Source organism: Actinobaculum sp. 352 (assembly GCF_003957265.1).
Lineage (GTDB): Bacteria > Actinomycetota > Actinomycetes > Actinomycetales > Actinomycetaceae > Asp313.
Window position 1 is genome coordinate 42,479 of record NZ_RQSN01000012.1, and the last position, 19,134, is coordinate 61,612.

A 19,134-nucleotide genomic window follows, 5' to 3' on the forward strand; every position below is an offset into this window, starting at 1 on the left:
TCAGCCTCTCTCTTCTGTTGTGCGTGTGTTGCTCTGCATGCTGGGTTTTTCGGCAGGATCATTGGTGCTGGTTGGCACCGTATTGGCCCGTGTGCAGTCTCGGCAAATTCCGTCCAGTTCCAAGGTATGTGAGATATTTGTGAAACCCGCCTCTGCAGCTACTCGCAAGGCCCATGCCTCGACATCGGCGCCGGATACTTCGACGGTGGCTCCACATTGCCGACACACGAGGTGATGGTGGTGTTCTTCGGAAACGCAGTGCCGGTACAGCGTTTCGTTGTCGCGACGGAGCACGTCAAGTACTCCCCGATCTGCGAGGCTCTGTAGCGTGCGATAGACAGTGGCGAGGCCGATTCCTTGCCCTGAGTTCACAAGCCTGCCGTGCAGTTCCTGCGCGCTGACGAATCCCGGCATTCGTGCCATTTCCTCTTGGATGGCCATCCGCTGCGCCGTTCGGCGTGGTTGTTCTGTCATGAAATCGCCTCTACCTGCTGATGCCGTGAACGGCGCCGTGCCGTTGCCGACATTGTCGCCCGGACCAGTGCGACAATTGCGTATACGGTTATCAGCATAACGACAATAGTCGCTCCGGGCGAGGCCGGAACATAGTAGGTGATGACAAGGCCGCTAATGCACGCCGTCACCCCGATACCCATGGCAATATGCATGGTGCGTGCGAAGGACGATGAGACGAGCTGGGCGATTGCTACTGGAACGATCATGATGGCGGAGACGAGGAGCACGCCGACGACACGCATGGACACGGAGACCGTGAGCGCCGCCACGACCGCAACAAGTACATTGAGGGTTTGCACCGGCAGGCCGGATGCCCGGGCGAACTCTTCGTCATGGGAGAGGGCGAAAAGTGCTTCTCGCAGACCAATGCCAATCGTCATGATGACAATCGCAAGGGCGACAGTGTATCGCACATCGGCCGTAGAGACGACGGCGAGGGAGCCGAAGAGATAACTGTTCAGATTGGTGGTTGTGCCGCCAGCGATGCGGATGAGGAGTACGCCTCCGGCAATGCCGCCGTAGAAGAGCATTGCCAGGGCGACGTCGCCGCCGGTGCGACCGGTTGAGCGGACAACCTCGATGAGAATGGCACCTACGAGTGACGCGAGGATCGCGCCCGGAATGGCGAGAATATCGTTAGGGGAGAGTCCGAGCGCTCCCGCTACCAGCCAACCCAGTGCAACGCCGGTGAGCGACACGTGTCCGATCCCGTCGCCCATCAGCGCCATACCACGCTGTACTAGATAGGTGCCGACAACGGGAGCGGACAGTCCGACAAGGAAGGCGACGACGAGGGCACGCTGCATCAGGTCGGAGGACAAGAGTTCAATCATCGTGTTTCCGTTCGCAATACGGGTGCGTGATGCGGGGGACGCCCCGCTGCTTCCGGTCCGTGGTGGTCGTGGTCTTCGCCAGTGCTCTGCTGAGCATGCTCCGTGGGGGAGAACGGGTTATCGCGGACAATCCTGCCGCTGTCGAGTTCAATCACTCGGCCAATGAGGGGTGCTAGCTCGCCAATTTGGTGTAGTACGGTGAGCAGAGTGACTCCCTGTTCACGAAGGCGCGAGAGGGTAAGCGCAAGCGTTTCCCGTGACTCCTGATCAATGCCTGCCAGTGGCTCGTCCAGAATAAGCAGTTCGGGATTACGTACTAGGGCCCGTGCGATGAGGACGCGTTGAGCTTGCCCACCGGAGAGTACCTGGACATGGTCGCGTGCACGGTCTGCTAGCCCAACCGCATCGAGAGCTTCCAGTGCGCGCGCCTTGGCTTTGCGTCCGCGTCTTAGCCAGAGCCTGCCGGGGGAGAGGAGTCCCGATCTGACGACCTCCAGGGTGGTGGCTGGTACACCGGATGCGGCACTGACACGCTGTGGTACGTAGCCGATCTTCTGCCACGTAACGGTGCGTCGGGACGAAAGAGGAGTGCCGAATATCCTAATCGTTCCGGACGCTGGGGGTACGACGCCGAGAATAGCCTTGACGAGGGTGGATTTTCCCGAGCCATTCGCGCCGAGAAGCGCGACGGAGGAACCCGTCGCGACGGTGAAGGTGATATCTGAGAGGATACGCGTGGCCCCGAGAACCACGGATAAATCCTCTACTGCGATAGCAGTGTAGAGGTCCCGGTCGTGGGAAGAGTTCACTGGTACTTCAGTCACTGGTGGCTCTCATTCACTGACAACTCAAGGCTGTTCGCAACGCACTGAGATTACTCTCCATCGCCGCGAGGTAGTCATCTTCCTGAGGTTGTGACTCCATAGGATCAAGAACAGCGGTTTCCGTACCCGTTTCGGCCGCGAGCGCGTTAGCGGTTTTCGGGGAGACCAGCGACTCCGTGAATATTGTGGTCGTACCGGTTTCTTCAACGGCCTTCTTCACCGCAGCTAGATCGGCTGGGCTCGGTTCCGATTCAGGGTCAATGCCAGAAATGGAGACTTGGGTGAGGCCGTACCGGTTCGCCATATAACTGAAGGCAGCGTGGGATGTGACTATCGTGTCTCTTTCGCAAGTGGCAAGCCCCGTCTCATAGGCAGAATCGAGTGCGGTCAGTCTTTGTTGTAGTGCGCCAAGGTTCTTTTCATATGTGGCTGCATTATCAGGGTCTTGCTCTGCCAGCGACCGCTCGATTTCGGCGGCGACTGCCTGCATTCGCACCGGATCGAGCCAGAAGTGCGGATCCAGGTTGGACTCGCTTGTGCTCCCGTCGGCTTCCACCGCGGCTGAGGACGCCTTTTGCAGGTCGGCGACTGAAGAGAGTTCAGCGACGCTCGGACCGGTGAGCTGGTCGACTGCGTCGTCCATTGAGGGTTGGAAACCAGCCACGTACACGATGAGATCTGCTTTGCTCAAGGCTGTGACATCGGCGGGGGAGAGTTCGTAATCGTGCGGCTCAACATTGGTTGGCGTCACGCTGGTGACGGTGACCCTGTCACCGCCGATTTGCTCGCTGAGCCAGGCGATGGGATAGAACGACGCGGATACATGGAGAGTACCATCGTCGCTGGAGTTCGTGGAGGAGCAGCCGACTGCTCCGAGCGTCACGGCCAGAGTGGCGCATAGAGCTATAAAGCGCGAACGAAACAAAGGAGTCATGAGAATCATTATCAGTTTCGCTAGTGCCCGCTGTCAAACGTATCTGCAGGCGGTCACCGATGGGCTGACATGGGGTGTGTTTGTGGTGGCATGACTTGGGGTGAGCTGGGCGGAAGCCGGATGAGAGGAATCATGAGGTTAGGGTGATGGCCGGTCCGGTGTGGGTGGTTTGCACGTCCGTGCGTTGGTGGGAGGGGAGGTTTCCGTCGTAGTAGGGCCGCTCGTACATGGTGTTTCCTCCGAGTAGTGCACACCCACTCAACGCCAACGGGGCTGCTAGTAGTAGCCCTGCCAGGCGTTGCATGGGTTGTCGTGGTCGCATGGTGTTATCCGGCTTTCCCGACCACGACTCTGGCGAGTTGTTCTTGTGCCTTACTGTTATTAGCCAGGTAGCCGGAGTGCCCGGTGACCGTCGTGTTCGCATCTGAACCACTCTGCACCTAAGTGATGACCGGAGGTGGATCACTGCGACGGGGATGTGCTCGAGTCGCTGGTTTCGGGACGGCAGCCGCTGGCGTAGAGGAGTGAGAAGTTTCTGGCGGGTTCGGGCATCATAACAGTGACGTAGCCGCCGTCCTCCGTATTGAAAATATTCACCCAGCGGTCTTTCTCGTCGGAGATGTCGACCACTTCGGTAAAGCCGAGCGGAGCCAGCTCTTCGATTACGATGTCCAGTAAGTGCGGGAAGTCGTCAATCGGAAGACCAAATGCGCGTCCTTGCTTACGGGCGTCTTCTCGTCCTTCGTTCTCTCCGTCCTTGCAATAGGCGGTGCCTCTGTCTTCGAGTGTCTGTATGGCTTCCCAGTTTTGGGGTCCGTATTCGGCATCGATGCGGTCGCGGACGCGTTGTAGGGCGCCGGTGAGTTCGGTGTGGGTGGTTTGGATGTCGGTGCGTTGGTGGGAGGGGAGGTTTCCGTCGTAGTAGGACCGTTCGTACATGGTGTTTCCTCCGAGTAGTGCACACCCACTCAACGCCAGCGGGGCTGCTAGTAGTAGCCCGGCCAGGCGTTGCATGGGTTGTCGTGGTCGCATGGTGTTATCCGGCTTTCCCGACCACGACTCTGGCGAGTTGTTCTTGTGCCTTACTGTTGTTGACGAGGTAGCCGGAGTGCCCGGTGACTGTCGTGTTGGCGTCTTTTGGGTTCAGGTGGGTGAAGCCGTCATCCAGGAAGGGGTCTTTGCCTAGCAGGCCACTGCCGGGTGGTAGGCCTTCCTCACCCCATACAAGACCATTACCGTAATAGAGCGGGTCGTCATTGAACACCATCATATAGCGGTTGTCTTCGGGGACGTTCATGTCCCAGGAGTCGTTGACTATTCCGGGGGAACCGAACACGGCATACCCGTCCACCACGCCGGGACGGGCCTGGCTCACGCCATAACTTGAGGTGGTTGACCCGTAGGAATGCCCGAGCACGGTCTGATACACCCCCGAGCCTTGGCCGTCCACGTTGCGGGAGTCCTCAATCCCCTCCACAAACGCGGCCAGCGAGTCTCCACCGGTCTCCGCCCGGCCAAGACCAGCCGCAGCCGGCACATCCGGTGGAGCGTCATACCCCATCCACGCAATAGTCGCAACAGACCCACCGGAGCAGTTTTCCTCCGCTACGTCCCGCAGGTTCCGCATGTCCTTCGTCAGTCCGGGCATGTCTGCTGCGGTGGTGGTCATGCCGGGTACGTAGGTGGCGACATAGTCGGCGGTGTCCATGTTGCCGACCGCGATGGCGGCGTGGGTCAGTTCGTTGCCCGGGCCGCCGGTGGCGGGTTCGTAGAGCAAAAGCTGAGTGTGGCTACCCTGCGCGAGGGCGTCTTTGATGGACAGTATGTCGTCGCGTTGGCGTTCCAAGTCTTGGAGTTCGGTCACGAGTGCCGGATCCTGGTAGGAAACATTATCGCTGGGCTCGCCCGGCTTTGGTTCCTTGTAGTTGAACTGTCCTTCCAACTCCGCTATACGCCGTTCCACGGCGGCAAGATCCTCGTTGAGGTTGTGCTGGTTGGCTTCATTGCGTGCCCAGGCATCAATACCATCCAGGTTGCCCAACTGGCGTGGATACTCCTTGATCATGCGTTGGCGTTCCTCGTCGGTGAGCGCGTCCCACCATGCCGCCACCTCCTGCGTGGAGGCGCCCACCGGTGGCGAATCCGCCAGGCCTGGCGTGTCCGAGAGATCCTCCACCTGCGACGCCTTGCCCTGACCCACCACATCCAACACGGATTTCAACGCCGCATCCACGTCTGCCGCCTTGTCCACGGCGTCCCACACGTTGGTCTGGGTGGTCTGCATCGCAGCTTCTCGCTCATCCTTCTCCCCACGAGTCATGGACGGATCCCGCGCGCAAGGATCACTCACGTTCCCGGACGAGGAGATATGGAAACCAAAGAAACTTGCCCGTGACAGGGCCTCGCTCACCGCCAGGCGTACCTCAGCCACGCCGTGCTGAGCGGCGGATAGCCCGCTAATCAGGTCACCAATCAAGCCGAGGACCAGCTCGGATGAGTCCTCTAGGCCATCGCGGCGTTCTTGGGCGGCGGTTGCTCCGGCACCCGACCAGCCGGAGGACACGTCAATGCTCTGGATGTACTCGCCGACGGTGTAGGCACGTTGACGGATCCGGATCAACGCATCCACCGCCGGGTCCAACGCGTCCTCGTTCCATCCCAGCACGTCGTCCCAGATCATGACCGTCCACCCCCTCCTTCGCGTTGTGCCCTATTCGTCGACCAGTGCATCAAAAGCCGTGAAGTCCACGTCCGTACTCTGATCAGTTGCCGTATAGGCGGCCAGTGCCCCGTTCAATGCGTCCTGATACCCGCCCAAAGCTCCGCCAGCTTCCCCGCGGTCGCGTCCACCCACCCGGCCGCCGCAGGCGCCGAGCCCGCCGCATCCCCACCCGGCATAGCAGACCCCACAGCGTCCAGTGAGTCACCAAGCTTGACCGTCACCGCCTCATCCCGCGCATTCCCCACCACCCAAGCCGCCTCCTCCACACTAGACGAAACCACCCTCAACTCCGACACCTTCTGCGTCCTTCCATCTAAGTTCTCTGCGAGCTTGTTGCCGTGCCTCGTCCGTCAGCAGTAGTCGTCCCGCCACCTAGTGAAAACCTCCAGACGGTAATCAAGGCAACCACACCGACCGCGACGATCACCGTTAGCTTAACCAGATAACCCATACCATGCAATGACGCATTCGCACAAGACTCAAGGCCTCACTCCGTATAGCCGAATAACCAGCACTTTTAGCCGCATTCGGCAAAGAGTGCATACAGTGACTGAGCCGTGGCCCGGATGCGGATCCGCATGTTGCGCAAGTCTTCGGTGGCAATTCGGGCGTTCTCTGCAACACCCAAGCACAGGTTGTGCGCGCCTCCCTACCTCCCCTTCCTTCTTGGGAGGAACCATCTACTCCACCGCAAACAGCGCACTCAACTCGAAGGCCCGTTACTTTGCTGTGCCTCTCCTTGTGTTGGCGGGCCTCTCCTTCTGCCCGCATTTTCGCCCGAACTGTGCGCGGCCATGTACTTAAGCTAAACTAGCGCCCGGCCCGCATCATCCAGATGCGGAGGAAAGGAGAACACACATGGCCAAGAAGGCCCCGTCGCGACTCGACAATGTCATTAGCCTCGCCAAGCGCCGAGGTTTCGTCTACCCCTGCGGAGAAATCTACGGCGGTACCCGCTCGGCCTGGGATTACGGGCCGCTGGGAGTCGAACTGAAGGACAATATCAAGCGCCAGTGGTGGAAAGCGATGATTACGTCGCGCGACGACGTCGTCGGCCTGGATTCCTCCATTATTCTGCCGAAAGAGGTTTGGGTTGCCTCTGGCCATGTGGGTGTGTTCAACGATCCACTCACCGAGTGCCTCTCCTGCCACAAGCGTTTCCGCGTGGATCAAATGCAGGAGGAGTACGCGGCTCGTAAAGACATTGCCGACCCCGATTCAGTGCAGCTCGCAGACCTGCCCTGCCCGGCCTGCGGCACACGTGGCCAATGGACCGAGCCGCGCGATTTCAACATGATGCTGAAGACCTATCTCGGACCGGTTGAGGACGAATCCGGCCTGCACTACCTGCGTCCCGAAACTGCGCAGGGCATTTTCGTGGACTTCCAGAACGTCATGACATCCGCGCGTAAGCGTCCGCCTTTCGGCATCGGGCAGATCGGAAAGTCCTTCCGCAACGAGATCACGCCCGGCAACTTCATCTTCCGTACCCGTGAGTTTGAGCAGATGGAGATGGAGTTCTTCGTCGAACCGGGTACCGATGAGAAATGGCATGAGTACTGGATTGAACAGCGTCGTCAGTGGTATGTCGATCTGGGTATCGCCCCGGAGAACTTGCGCTTCTATGAGCATCCGCAGGAGAAGCTGTCGCATTACTCCAAGCGCACGGTCGATATCGAGTACAAGTTCGGTTTCCAGGGCTCCGATTGGGGAGAGTTGGAAGGCATCGCCAACCGCACCGATTTCGATCTTTCCACGCACTCCAAGCATTCTGGGAAGGACCTCTCCTACTTCGACCAGGCCACCGGAGAGCGCTGGATCCCGTATGTGATTGAGCCGGCGGCCGGGCTGACCCGCTCGCTGATGGCTTTCTTGGTGGATGCCTACGTGGAAGACGAGGCACCGAATACCAAGGGCGGCGTCGATAAGCGAGTAGTACTCAAACTGGATCCGCGACTAGCCCCCGTGAAGGCTGCCGTCTTGCCGTTGTCACGCGATGAGCGGCTCTCGCCCATTGCCCGCGAACTCGCCGCCAAGCTGCGGCGCAACTGGAACGTCGACTTCGACGACGCCGGAGCGGTGGGGCGTCGTTACCGGCGTCAGGATGAGATCGGAACCCCATGGTGTATCACGGTTGACTTCGACTCCCTGGAGGATCACGCGGCAACGGTACGCGACCGTGACACGATGGGGCAGGTACGCCTGCCCATCGACGCCATCGAGTCCTATTTGGCGGGCAAACTGGTCGGCTGCTGATGGCGCACGGGGAATACTCCCAGGCAGATGGGCGTGCCCACTCTCACGCCCACTCTCACGCCACGGGACCACTCGACATTCCGCCGGGTCAGCTGCGCACAATCCGCCGGGTACTGGCGGCACTGGTGATCCCACTGGCTCTTGCCACGGGCATAGCGCTGGCCGTTCTGTGGCCGCGCGGTGAGTCGCCCGTGGGCTCAATGCCGCTGTATGCGGAGGGTGTCGAGCAGGTGACCGGGAAAATCGTGTCCATCGGCACGCTGGATGAGAGTGGGCAGACCCCGGTCACGATGGAGGTGTCGGGCGTCGAAGTCGGCGTCCACGTTCCGTTGGAGATCGTACAAAACGGCTTGGACGTGGGAGATGAGATCCGTGCCGTCTTCGATCCGCGGACGATTGGGGAGGGCAACTCCTACACCTTCGTGGACTACGTGCGCACAACTCCGCTGCTGCTCTTGTTGGGGACATATGTGGTCTGCGTGGCGCTCGTGGCGCGTGGGAAAGGAATCCGGGCGCTGCTCGGACTAGGGGTCTCGCTAGCCGTCGTGGGCGCCTTCATGATCCCCGCGCTGGCCATTGGCCGCCCGCCCGTGCTAGTGATTCTTGTCGGCGCGGCGGCAATGATGTTCGCCTCCCTGTATATGGCGCACGGCGTATCCGTTCGTACGACGACGGCGGTGCTCGGCACTTTTGCGGGTCTCGTCATCACCACCTTGCTAGCCGTCTGGTCGGTCGGCACGGTGGAGTTATCGGGCACCCTGGGTGACGAAGCGCTACTCTTGACCAGCGCGGTGCCCGGACTGAATATGCGGGCGCTGCTGCTATGCGGCATGATTCTTGCCGGGCTGGGTGCGCTTAACGATGTCACTATCACGCAGGTATCCTCCGTGTGGGAACTGCATGCTGCCAACCCATCTCTTTCGCGCCGCAGACTCTTTCAACAGGGTATGGCTGTTGGACGTGACCATATCGCCTCAACCGTGTACACCTTGGTTTTTGCCTACGTTGGTTCCGCGTTGCCCCTGTTGATCGGTGCATCCTTGATTAATCGTCCGGTGCAGGATCTGCTGCAGGCCGGGCAGATTGCCGAAGAGATTGCCCGTACCCTGGTTGCATCAGTAGGGCTCGTGCTCGCTATACCGCTCACGACGGCGATTGCGGCCTCGCTGGCGCGGATCGCTCCCGGGCACCGGGACGGCGTCGTCGGGAATACCGGCGGCGCTGTAAAGACGGATACCGTGAAAGGAACGGGTCACGCGCACGGCGCTGCTGGCACAGAACGCGAGAGCGTGCAAGGCGTGGGCACTCCCAATGATGCGGCGGCCGTCGAAGGCCGCAAGGGCACGAAAGAACGAGAGGCTGCGGCGGATTCGGATACTGCGAGTCAGCTTGAAATCAGCGAAAAAGAGGCAGACCTGTGACCGTTCGTTTAGGGTCGCTGGCACTGGAAACTCCCGTTATTCTTGCACCGATGGCCGGGGTGACGAATCCGCCCTTCCGTCAGCTGTGCCGTGAAGCAGCAGAGCGCGGTGTGGATGCAGCTTTTGCTACTGCGCGTCGGCTTGCTGGTCATGGCGAGCCCGCGCATACCGACGCCGATCCTCGCCTGTCTGCCGGCACTTGTGCTCCGGCTGGCCTGTGGGTCTGCGAGATGATCACGTCGCGCGCCCTGGTGGAAGGCAATGCCGAGACACTTAATATGATCCGTCCCGATCCGGGTGACCCGGTTCGCTCGGTGCAACTGTACGGTGTTGACCCGGCTGTGGTGGCACGCGCGGTTCGTACCCTGGCCGAGGAAGACCTTGCCGACCACGTTGACCTCAATTTCGGTTGTCCGGTTCCAAAAGTCACTCGCAAGGGCGGAGGAGCCGCTCTGCCATGGAAACTCGATCTTTTCGAGGCTATTGTCGACCAGGCGGTTCGGGCCGCCCGCAGCGCCGTCGCGGCGAGAGGGCGCGAAATACCGGTGACGGTGAAGATCCGCATCGGTATCGATAATGACCATGAGACCTTCCGCGATGCCGCGCGTATCTGTGAAGATGCAGGTGTAGCGGGGATCATTCTGCATGCGCGTACTGCGGCGCAGCATTATGCCGGCCAAGCCAACTGGGACCGTATCGGTGACCTGGTAGCAATGACCAAATTGCCCGTTTTTGGCAATGGTGACGTTTTCGGAGTAGAAGACGCCGATCATCTGTTGCAGCACACCGGCTGCGCGGGCATTGCCATTGGCCGTGGCTGCCAGGGCCGCCCCTGGATCTTCACCGATCTGGCCGCCTATTTCCACGGCTACGACTTTCATGCTGAACCCTCCTTGCGCGAGGTTGCCAACACGATCATTCGCCACGGGGAACTCTCCATTGCCCACTTCAACGGTGACGAGTACCGTGCCATGCGCGAGCTTCGTAAGCACATCAGTTGGTACCTGCGTGGATTCGCCGTGGGTGGGCAGGCGCGGCGCCAATTGGCGTTGGTATCAACGCTGGATGAAGTGAAGGAACGCCTCGAACAGCTGGACCTGTATCAACCCTATCCGCAGGCGGCAGACGGGCCGCGCGGGCGTGCCGGAGGTTATAGGCGACCCCACCTACCCGACGGCTGGTTGGAATCACGCACGCTCAGCCCAGCGCAACGCAATTCTTTACACTTGGCGGAACTGAACATATCCGGTGGTTAACGCCTGTGTCAGTGGCTAATGCTGGGGGCTAGCCGCTAGGCTCAGGACGTGGACCAGAAGTATAGTCTTGCCGACCGGGAACGTTTCGTACCGGAGCCGGGTAAGAATCCAAGCCGCACGGAGTTTGAACGCGACCGTGCCCGTGTGCTGCATTCCTCTGCGCTACGCAGGCTCGGTGCTAAGACGCAGGTCCTAGGGCCCGAATCCGACGACTTCATTCGCACGCGTTTGACTCACTCTCTGGAAGTCGCCCAGATCGGGCGTTCGCTGGGCAAGAACCTGGGATGCGATCCCGATATCGTCGAGACGGCCTGCTTATGCCATGACCTTGGCCATCCGCCCTTCGGGCATAACGGTGAGCGAGCCTTGGCCGAGGTAGCGCACTCCGTTGGCGGTTTCGAGGGTAATGCACAGACGTTCCGGATCCTCACTAGCCTAGAACCAAAACGTATGCAACCGGATGGGCGACCAGCGGGTCTGAACCTGACGCGCGCGGCGTTGGACGCCGTCGTAAAATATCCCTGGTCGGCGGAAAACAGGCCGTATGGGGCCGACGGTCTGCGCACCTCGAAGTTCAACGTGTACGACGACGACATGCCGGTCTTTGAGTGGGTACGTTCAACGCGGGGAACCGCGCGCTGTATCGAAGCGCAGATTATGGATCTGGCAGATGACATCGCCTATTCGGTGCACGATGTCGAAGACGGCGTGGTGCGTGGCTTTGTCTCGCCTGGCCGACTACGCATCCCGGCAGAACAGTCTAAGATTATTGCTTCGACGCAGCAGTGGTATGGTCTCACCGACTCGGATCGACTGTATAACGCCCTGCAACGCCTGCTGCGCGAGGAGGCATGGCCGGAGGAGTTCACCGGTTCATACCGTGCTCTGGCCGTAATGAAGGACCTGACGAGTGACCTGATCGGGCGCTTCGTCTCCGCCGTGTGTGATGCGACTGGCCGTGCCCCGCTCGTACGATATGAAGGCGACATCGTCATCCCTCCGGGCACTCTGGACGAGATCATGATTCTGAAGGGCATCGCAGTCGAATACGTTATGATGCCGCGTGAACATGAACCGCGCTACTTCGAGGAACGCTCACTTCTGTTCGACCTTGTAGACGCTCTGCAGGAATCTCCGGCACAACTTGAGCCGCACTTCTATGAGATGTGGCAGCGGGCCGACGACGACGCCCGGCTGCGGGTGGTGGTCGACCAGGTGGCATCGTTAACGGACCAGTCGGCGCGGCAGTGGCATTCCCGCCTATGCGGTATGCTCCGACACTAATGCGGCACCGCGACGGCACGGGCCGTGGATAGAGCCCGGGTCAGGTGACGCAACGCCGCGAATCCACCGCCGATGCGTGGTGGGATAGGACATCCAATACCGTTTTGCTCTCGACGGGTATAAGGGAACATTTCACAAATGTCTGCGGCGATGATTGAGCTATGGGGACACGCGGTGAAGTGTGTCGGTGGGGCAGACTACACTGGATCCATGCCCGGGTTGATCAAACGGGAGGACATCGACGAGGTCCGCGCCCGCACGCGTATTGAAGAGGTCGTCGGTCAATACGTTTCACTCCGCACGGCAGGCGTGGATTCGCAGGTCGGACTGTGCCCCTTTCATGACGAGAAGACGCCGTCATTTCATGTGCGTCCGCATGTTGGCCGTTGGCACTGTTTCGGCTGCGGTGAGGGAGGCGATGTCATCTCCTTCGTGGAACAGATCGAGCATATCTCCTTCGTTGAGGCCGTTGAGCTGCTCGCACGCAAGGCGGGCATTGAGCTTCACTACGAGGATAACGGCCGCGGGAAGCGCCGGGAGCAAGGTGGAGCCACCCGGCAGCGTCTTATCGACGCGCATCGCGTGGCGGTGGACTTTTACGTCGCCCAGCTGCATACCCCGGCAGGGGAGAAGGCACGCCAGTTGCTCACCACGCGTGGTTTTGACGATGATGCCCTGGCGCGTTTCAGTATCGGGTACTCTCCCGATACCTGGGATGGGTTGCTCAAGCAGCTGCGCGGGCACGGATTCAGTGAAAAGGAGATCGCGTCATCCGGGTTGACGGCGCAAGGATCGCGCGGTCTCTACGACCGTTTCCGCGGCCGTCTGATGTGGCCGATTACCTCAATCACCGGCGAACCGATCGGTTTCGGGGCCCGCAAGCTCAGTGATGAGGACAACGGCCCCAAGTATCTCAACACACCGGAGACTCCGATCTATCACAAGGCGCAGGTGCTGTATGGGCTGGATTTGGCCAAGCGTGCGATTGCGCGGGAGCGGCGCATCGTCGTCGTCGAAGGATATACGGATGTTATGGCTGCTCAACTGGCCGGTATTGAATGTGCCGTCGCTACCTGCGGTACCGCGTTCGGTGCGGAGCATGTTAAGATCGTGCGTCGCCTGATTGGCGATGGAGCCGACCCAGCGGCGGGGGTGATGCTGTCATCAGGGCGTGCCTACGGTGGAGAAGTCATTTTTACCTTCGACGGTGACGCCGCCGGCCAGAAGGCAGCCCTGCGCGCGTTTCAGGAAGACCAGGCCTTCGCAGCCCAGACTTTCGTGGCCGTGGCAGCCGAGGGCATGGACCCGTGTGAGGTTCGCATGGCATACGGGGATGAAGGAGTTCGCGCAATTGTTCAGTCACGGCGGCCGCTATTCGAGTTCGCGATTCAATCCGTGTTGAAGGGAGTGCCGCTCGGCACCGCCGAGGGGCGAACAGTGGGACTGCGCGCATCGGCGCCCATGGTGGCCTCAATCCGTGATCGGGTTCTGCGTGGCGAGTACACCCGGCAACTCGCCGGGTGGCTCGGTATGGATGAAACAACGGTTCGGCAGGCGGTTCAGCATGCAGGGCGGCAGGTGGCATCGGAGCCACGGCGTGCCAAATCGAACACTCCCAAACCGGAAGCCGCATCCGGGCCGCCGCTTGCCCCACGTGCGAGTCTGCGTGATCCGGTCGAGCGGATTGAGCGGGAAGCACTGGAGGTCTATCTGCAGCTGCCCCGCTATGCCGCGTCGGCGCAAATGGATGAGCTTCCGTCTCAGACCTTCACCGTTCCAGCACATCGGCGCGTCCACGAGGCGATTCGAGCGGTGGGGGGCACCGCATGCTACCTGCAGCGTTTCAAGGAGCTGCAGGGCAACGGCGTGGACCCGCTGCAAGCCGACCGTGAGGCGTCCGCGTGGTTCGTTGAGCAGGTTGCGGCGCAGGCGGACCCCGTAATCGCGCGAGCAGTCTCGCAGTTAGCGGTGGAGGAGCTGCCGGAGAATCGTCCAGAACGGTTGGAGCGGTACGTGTGGAGTATTGCCGTGTCTCTGATCAGGCAGGGTATTACGCGGCAGATAGCCGACCTGCGCTCCGAACTACAGCGCACATCTGCCGACGATCCCCGCCATGGCGAGTTATTTGCTCGACTCATCGAATTAGAAGGGCAGCGCAGAGCCTGCGACGAACAGATTGAGTAACCTCGAGTCTGCTTCCACCGCGCTGCACACTGCTTCGGAACTGATCGTTGCGGAACCGGAGCGTATGAAGAAATACTCGGCGCTATGAGCCGGGGCGACGGGCTTTACGATGCGGTGGAGGATGGTCGCCCATCGTCATCGGATGGATCGGGTGCCTCGGTCGGATCTACCGCTGTACTTGTGCTGTTGATGATCTCGTTCGGAATACCAGCGGTGCTTAGCGGTGTGTTGGTTGTGGCTCCACGCCGTGATCGTGGCAATGCGCTGCGGCTGGATTGACGGGAGAGGCGTTCGAAGAAGCGCCGCAGATCAACCGTCGTTTCAATTGGCCGTGCGCGTGAAGCGGCAGTGTGCTGGGAGATCTCCGCATAGATATCCGAGCGTACTTCGCCGGATACCCTCTCAGCGAGCGCCTTGGCGAATTCGCGGCGCTGTATCCGCATCCGGAGTTTCTCTTCCTTCGCCAGTTCCCGCCACAGTGCCACACACATGACGATCATGATGACGGAGAATGGCAGTCCGATGAGAATGGCGATGGTTTGCAGGGCAGACATACCGGCGTCGGAGTCGCGTGCCAACATGACGGCGGCGATCGCTCCCGAAAGTGTTGCAAAGGTCAGCCGTACGGAGGTACGTGGATTCGGATCTCCACCAGAGCAGATCATCGACATAACATACGAACCGGAGTCCGACGAGGTCACGAAGAAGATGATGACGACGATCATTGCGAGGATGGAGAGAATCGTCGTTCCGGGCATGTTGGCGAAGGTTTGGAAGAGGACCGTATCAACGGTAACGGTGCCGTCGGGGCCAATGAGATTCGAAGCGCCGAACATCTGCTGGTAGAGTCCGTTTCCACCCAGGATCGCAAACCAAATGAAGGTGACCAAGGTGGGCACCATGAGCACACCGAGGATAAACTCGCGCACGGTGCGACCGCGAGAAATACGGGCGATGAAAATACCGACGAACGGCGACCAACTCATCCACCAGCCCCAGTAGTACACGGTCCAGTCTGAGAGCCAGTCGGTTCCGGCGCGACCGGCGAAGGGGAGTGTTTCGAAAGATTCCTGGATCAGGCCTTGAAAATAATTTCCGATGTCTGCGACGAACTCATTGGCAAGGAAGAGGGTGGGTCCAAGAATGAAGACCAAGGTGACAAGGATGGCGGCAAGGATGAGATTGGTGTTCGAAAGGAACTTGATGCCGCCGTCCAATCCCGTTGCTACAGAGATGGCGGCCAAGCCGGAAATGACGACAACAAGCAGGACGAGCGTCCCGCCGGTCACCTTCCAGTCGGCGAGAAAGTCAAAACCGGCGGCTACTTGTTTCACACCGAATCCCAGCGATGTGGCAATACCGAAAATGGTGCCTATCACGGCGATTGTGTCGATAACGTCACCCAACCAACCGCGTACTCGGTCTCCCAACACCGGTCGCAGTGCCCAACGAATTGACACTGGCAGCCCCTTGCGGTGGACGGCATAGGCGATAGCAAGGCCAAGGACTACGTAGATCGCCCAGGCATGCAAACCCCAGTGGAGGAACGATGTAGTCATTGCCTCGCCTGCCTTGGCCTGGTCGATAGCGGAGACCGTGCCGAGCTCATTGGTGATTGTCGCGTCTGCGGCGACCTGATCCTGAAATCCGGGCTTCGGGTTGGCGAAATGTGACAGTGGCTCAGCCGCGCCCCAGAACACAAGACCGATGCCCATTCCGGCGGCGAAGAGCATGGCAAACCATGACATACGTGAGTAGTCGGGCTCGCAATCATCCGGGCCCAACACGGTGTCACCTTTCCGGGAGAATGCCAAGACGAAAGCAAAAATCACAAACCCGGTGACCGCCAGAATGTAGTACCAGCCGACATTTTCCACAACGACCGTTTGAATGCGTGAGATGACATCATGGGTTTGTGTGGACCGGAAGAAGGCCAGGAGCACAAAGAGTCCCACAATGAGTACAGAGGGGACGAAAACCTGTGGCCGTACTGAGCGTTTTTCGGACGTCGACCTAGTTGAGTTATCGGACATGTATTGCAATTCCTTCCGTTGACAGGATGAGCTGTCAGTTGGGGTAGTCATAGCTTTGCACAGATTCATCCTTGATTCAATGAGATTCATTTTTTTAGGTGTCGCGCAAAAAGTGGCGTAACAGGCATGGGGAAGGTCCGTGAAGGTGAAAGATACAATGGATTTTCTTGCGGATCCTCGCTCTTTTCGCGGTGTAGGTGTGTGCCGGTTGAGTAAGTGTATGTAGACGACCCGCTTGCGATTTATCAGGACCTGTGTGATCGGCTATTATGGGAAGGCCTTCCGAGGCATGCCCCTGTAGCTCAGCCGGTTAGAGCAGTGGACTCATAATCCATCGGTCGCGGGTTCAAGTCCTGCCGGGGGCACCACTACAAACACTAATATCACGCCAAAACAGAAGGCAACACCCGTCGTCCGCCGGCACACCTGGTGAGCTACGAGGTTAGCTAAGAGGAGCAGGCGAAATAGACCCCATCCACGCCGGAGGAGTGATGCGCGCCACCCTAAGCGTGTTGACTGCGTAAACACTAGTGTGTATACTGGAGATACACGGAGGGAGGGGTCCCACCGACAACCGAAAGGACAAAACGATGATCGCCTACCGCATCCAAGACAAGGGCCGCGACATCGCCGAGCTGCTGGACCCCGAGTGCCAGTACTCCTACCCGATGGGCGACTTTGCGGATGACCAGGTACGCCACGGCGTTTCCGGCTGCGAGACGCTCGCTCAGCTCGCCGCCTACATCGCCTGCTATGCGATCCAGGCCTCTTGCCCGGTGCTGGTAGAGATTGAGGGACCGGCATCCGAGGATGAGCCGCTGGACGCCGATGCCGGTGAGGTCCTACTCTTCCCGGAGCGTGCCGAGGTTGTCGCCGACGATGAGGCATTTTTCGCGCTCGTCTCCGATCTTGTGGATATACGCTGGGGAGGCGCGGAGTTCGACGATCTGCTTGAGGTCGCAGAAGAGCGGATTTAAAACAAAACATGGCCCGGCCCCCGCGGGGGCCGGGCCTGCAACACATTGAAAGGATAGACAGATGGACCGTGAGGAGCGGATTCGCGGCGTGCAGGCCTGGCTAGGCCCCGCCGAGCACACAAATGATCAGGTGGAGCGCATCGCCGACGCCTGGGATGCAATCGACGCAGCCTACGGCGACGGCGACGAGACAGGGCCGGCCGAGGCAGCAAGCGGCGCTGGCGCATTCATCCTCGGCGACACCACGGTGCAGGACGCGGCTGAGCAGTGGAAGCGTGCACAGCAAGCGGCAGCCGACGCGCAAGACTACCTGCGCGGGGTGATCATTGCGGCGCTCGACGACGACGCTAATGTGACGAGGCTCGCCGAGGAGGTAGGCGTCACCCGGAAAACCCTGTACCAATGGGCCGGGCACAGCTACTAGAACAGGGGAATATCGTGGCGATGACTGGAGCCGATCTGATGGCCGTTGCCGCTTGGGTGTTACATTGCCGGGTGAAAATATCCCGTTCAGCCCGAGCGTGAGATTTTTACCCACCAATGTTACGTGCATGCCGCCTACCACGTCCCGTCCCTTTGCATCAGCGAGTGCGTGTGTGGCCGCACTGTTGCCGCCTATGACAGCTATATGGCGGCGCTGTTCCCAGGTCTCGGGGTCCGCTGACACGTCGAGACAGTGGCCGAGTTGTGGTAGAGGACACAGCCGGTCCACACACTTCCGCTTGTCAATTGACAAATGATTGGATAGAATATTAGTGTCAAATGGAAGGAGGTGGTTAGGATGGACAAGGAAGTGCGGAAGTTCGTGAAGGAGCTGGAAGCGGCAGGGTTCGAGACGAAGCGCACGTCCCGTGGGCATGTGAGGGTCTACCGGGACGGACAGTTGATCACGACGCTGCCGGGCACTCCGTCCTCGTCGCGGTCGCTGAAGAATGCGATGGCGTACTTGAGGCGGGCGGGCTTCCGCAGATAGGCCGGGTGGCTACCCGGCACAACAGCCGGGTAGCCACCCACACACAGAAAGGATAGCTCACAAATGGTGGAGTACACAGGGGTTATTGCTATCACGACAGCGCTTAGCGACGAGGACCTGCTCGAGCGCTTGGCGGACTATCACGTGGCCGTCGGTCCCGCGCCTCACGGGTGGAGTGTCACCTTGTCACTGCCCGCTGACAGCCTGCAGCAGGCGATCTCGACACTGCTCGCGGTCGCTGGCACCGTCGGCGAACCGCGAGCGCTGACCGTGCGCACGAGCGAGGAGTTTGACCGGGTACACGGCTTGGAGCCGTTGCCGGAGCTGTTGTCAGTTTCGCAGGCGGCTGACGCTCTCGGGTTGACGCGGCAGGGGGTCCTGCACCGGATCCACACCGGGGCACTGGTGGCGACGAAGGTCGGCAAGACGTGGTTTGTTCCCGCATCGGCAGTTTCGGGCACGGGTGAAGAGCCCGCGGCCTAGAAACAAAAGGATTGGCCCTACCTGGCAAGGGTGGGGCCAATCTGGTTGATCGTGTGACGGGCTACGCGCTGTCTTGGACAGCTGTCGCCACAGTGGTATCCGTGCCGCCGTCGAGGGTGGTTTCAGCGGCGATAGTCAGTCGTGCTTCGGCCAGCGTGGCCGTGATGGCCTCGTCGAGCGAGGCTGTCGCATAGTCCGGTATGGTTTCCGTTCCTGCGTCTTGGTGCAGGTTGGAGGTATCCGGTGTTGTGGTTGGGGTTGCGGCTCGTGTGACAGCCTGGGCGGCCGGGTAGACGGCCGCGTAGATCACTTGGGATCCAGCGATGATCAGGGCGGCCACCGTGAGGATGTCCGACCAGTTTGTTACACCGTTGACCAACACGGTGACTGTGGCCAGGAGCAGGGAGACGACGAGTGCGACGATGCGTTTCACCGCTG

The 19,134-nt window shown here is 60.2% G+C and carries 19 protein-coding genes and 1 tRNA gene; 10 read left to right on the top strand and 10 right to left on the bottom strand.

Going from position 1 to position 19,134, the window contains the following annotated elements; translation table 11 throughout:
- The 8 genes from EKN07_RS10965 to EKN07_RS11000 form a co-directional block, all read right to left on the bottom strand.
- The gene (locus EKN07_RS10965; protein WP_108715814.1) at positions 1 to 474 is read right to left on the bottom strand and encodes a Fur family transcriptional regulator; all 474 of its coding nucleotides are present in this window, start codon (positions 472 to 474) and stop codon (positions 1 to 3) included.
- Positions 471 to 1,349: a metal ABC transporter permease gene (locus EKN07_RS10970; RefSeq protein WP_108715813.1), complete on the bottom strand. Its 879-nt coding sequence runs from the start codon at positions 1,347 to 1,349 to the stop codon at positions 471 to 473. The genes EKN07_RS10965 and EKN07_RS10970 overlap by 4 nt, the downstream gene beginning before the upstream one ends.
- A complete protein-coding gene (locus EKN07_RS10975; RefSeq protein ID WP_126146408.1) occupies positions 1,346 to 2,173 on the bottom strand; it encodes an ABC transporter ATP-binding protein in 828 nt (275 codons plus the stop codon). Before EKN07_RS10975 ends, EKN07_RS10970 begins: the two co-directional genes overlap by 4 nt.
- A gap of 13 nt (positions 2,174 to 2,186) precedes the next feature.
- The gene (locus EKN07_RS10980; RefSeq protein WP_240611207.1) at positions 2,187 to 3,107 is read right to left on the bottom strand and encodes a metal ABC transporter substrate-binding protein; all 921 of its coding nucleotides are present in this window, start codon (positions 3,105 to 3,107) and stop codon (positions 2,187 to 2,189) included.
- A 130-nt stretch (positions 3,108 to 3,237) separates the two neighbouring features.
- Complete coding sequence (locus EKN07_RS10985) at positions 3,238 to 3,531, bottom strand: hypothetical protein (RefSeq protein WP_125482461.1); 294 nt, start codon at positions 3,529 to 3,531, stop codon at positions 3,238 to 3,240.
- A 38-nt stretch (positions 3,532 to 3,569) separates the two neighbouring features.
- Positions 3,570 to 4,139 (bottom strand): LppA family lipoprotein, encoded by a 570-nt coding sequence (locus EKN07_RS10990; RefSeq protein ID WP_126146409.1) that lies wholly within the window; start codon positions 4,137 to 4,139, stop codon positions 3,570 to 3,572.
- Between the two features lie 4 nt (positions 4,140 to 4,143).
- Positions 4,144 to 5,787: an alpha/beta hydrolase gene (locus tag EKN07_RS10995; RefSeq protein WP_126146410.1), complete on the bottom strand. Its 1,644-nt coding sequence runs from the start codon at positions 5,785 to 5,787 to the stop codon at positions 4,144 to 4,146.
- Between the two features lie 113 nt (positions 5,788 to 5,900).
- A complete protein-coding gene (locus EKN07_RS11000) occupies positions 5,901 to 6,125 on the bottom strand; it encodes a hypothetical protein (RefSeq protein ID WP_108715808.1) in 225 nt (74 codons plus the stop codon).
- A gap of 562 nt (positions 6,126 to 6,687) precedes the next feature.
- Between EKN07_RS11000 and EKN07_RS11005 the strand changes: the two genes are divergently transcribed.
- From EKN07_RS11005 to dnaG, 5 genes are all read left to right on the top strand, one after another.
- Positions 6,688 to 8,085 (top strand): glycine--tRNA ligase, encoded by a 1,398-nt coding sequence (locus tag EKN07_RS11005; RefSeq protein ID WP_126146411.1) that lies wholly within the window; start codon positions 6,688 to 6,690, stop codon positions 8,083 to 8,085.
- Positions 8,085 to 9,506 carry a YibE/F family protein gene (locus tag EKN07_RS11010; RefSeq protein ID WP_126146412.1) on the top strand — a complete coding sequence of 474 codons (1,422 nt, stop codon included), beginning with the start codon at positions 8,085 to 8,087 and terminating at the stop codon, positions 9,504 to 9,506. Before EKN07_RS11005 ends, EKN07_RS11010 begins: the two co-directional genes overlap by 1 nt.
- The gene (gene dusB / locus EKN07_RS11015; RefSeq protein WP_108715806.1) at positions 9,503 to 10,762 is read left to right on the top strand and encodes a tRNA dihydrouridine synthase DusB; all 1,260 of its coding nucleotides are present in this window, start codon (positions 9,503 to 9,505) and stop codon (positions 10,760 to 10,762) included. The genes EKN07_RS11010 and dusB overlap by 4 nt, the downstream gene beginning before the upstream one ends.
- A 48-nt stretch (positions 10,763 to 10,810) precedes the next feature.
- The gene (locus tag EKN07_RS11020) at positions 10,811 to 12,046 is read left to right on the top strand and encodes a deoxyguanosinetriphosphate triphosphohydrolase (RefSeq protein WP_108715805.1); all 1,236 of its coding nucleotides are present in this window, start codon (positions 10,811 to 10,813) and stop codon (positions 12,044 to 12,046) included.
- 210 nt (positions 12,047 to 12,256) lie between these two features.
- Positions 12,257 to 14,230: a DNA primase gene (gene dnaG, locus EKN07_RS11025; RefSeq protein ID WP_126146413.1), complete on the top strand. Its 1,974-nt coding sequence runs from the start codon at positions 12,257 to 12,259 to the stop codon at positions 14,228 to 14,230.
- Positions 14,231 to 14,334: 104 nt separating this feature from the next.
- On the opposite strand, the gene EKN07_RS11030 is transcribed toward dnaG, so the two are convergent.
- The gene (locus tag EKN07_RS11030; RefSeq protein ID WP_108715804.1) at positions 14,335 to 16,263 is read right to left on the bottom strand and encodes a BCCT family transporter; all 1,929 of its coding nucleotides are present in this window, start codon (positions 16,261 to 16,263) and stop codon (positions 14,335 to 14,337) included.
- A 291-nt stretch (positions 16,264 to 16,554) separates the two neighbouring features.
- Here EKN07_RS11030 and EKN07_RS11035 point away from each other — a divergent pair.
- The 5 genes from EKN07_RS11035 (at position 16,555) to EKN07_RS11055 (ending at position 18,696) form a co-directional block, all read left to right on the top strand.
- Positions 16,555 to 16,631 (top strand) — tRNA-Ile (locus tag EKN07_RS11035).
- A 222-nt stretch (positions 16,632 to 16,853) separates the two neighbouring features.
- Positions 16,854 to 17,240 (top strand): hypothetical protein, encoded by a 387-nt coding sequence (locus tag EKN07_RS11040; RefSeq protein ID WP_126146414.1) that lies wholly within the window; start codon positions 16,854 to 16,856, stop codon positions 17,238 to 17,240.
- 61 nt (positions 17,241 to 17,301) lie between these two features.
- Positions 17,302 to 17,664: a hypothetical protein gene (locus EKN07_RS11045; RefSeq protein WP_126146415.1), complete on the top strand. Its 363-nt coding sequence runs from the start codon at positions 17,302 to 17,304 to the stop codon at positions 17,662 to 17,664.
- A 357-nt stretch (positions 17,665 to 18,021) separates the two neighbouring features.
- On the top strand, positions 18,022 to 18,213 hold the full coding sequence (locus EKN07_RS11050) for a type II toxin-antitoxin system HicA family toxin (protein ID WP_126146416.1): 192 nt from the start codon (positions 18,022 to 18,024) through the stop codon (positions 18,211 to 18,213).
- 63 nt (positions 18,214 to 18,276) lie between these two features.
- Positions 18,277 to 18,696, top strand: a complete 420-nt coding sequence (locus EKN07_RS11055; RefSeq protein WP_126146417.1) for a helix-turn-helix domain-containing protein — start codon at positions 18,277 to 18,279, stop codon at positions 18,694 to 18,696.
- 61 nt (positions 18,697 to 18,757) lie between these two features.
- Here EKN07_RS11055 and EKN07_RS12645 read toward each other — a convergent pair.
- Positions 18,758 to 19,134: hypothetical protein (locus EKN07_RS12645; protein WP_164546663.1), on the bottom strand; the 377-nt coding region annotated here is incomplete at its 5' end.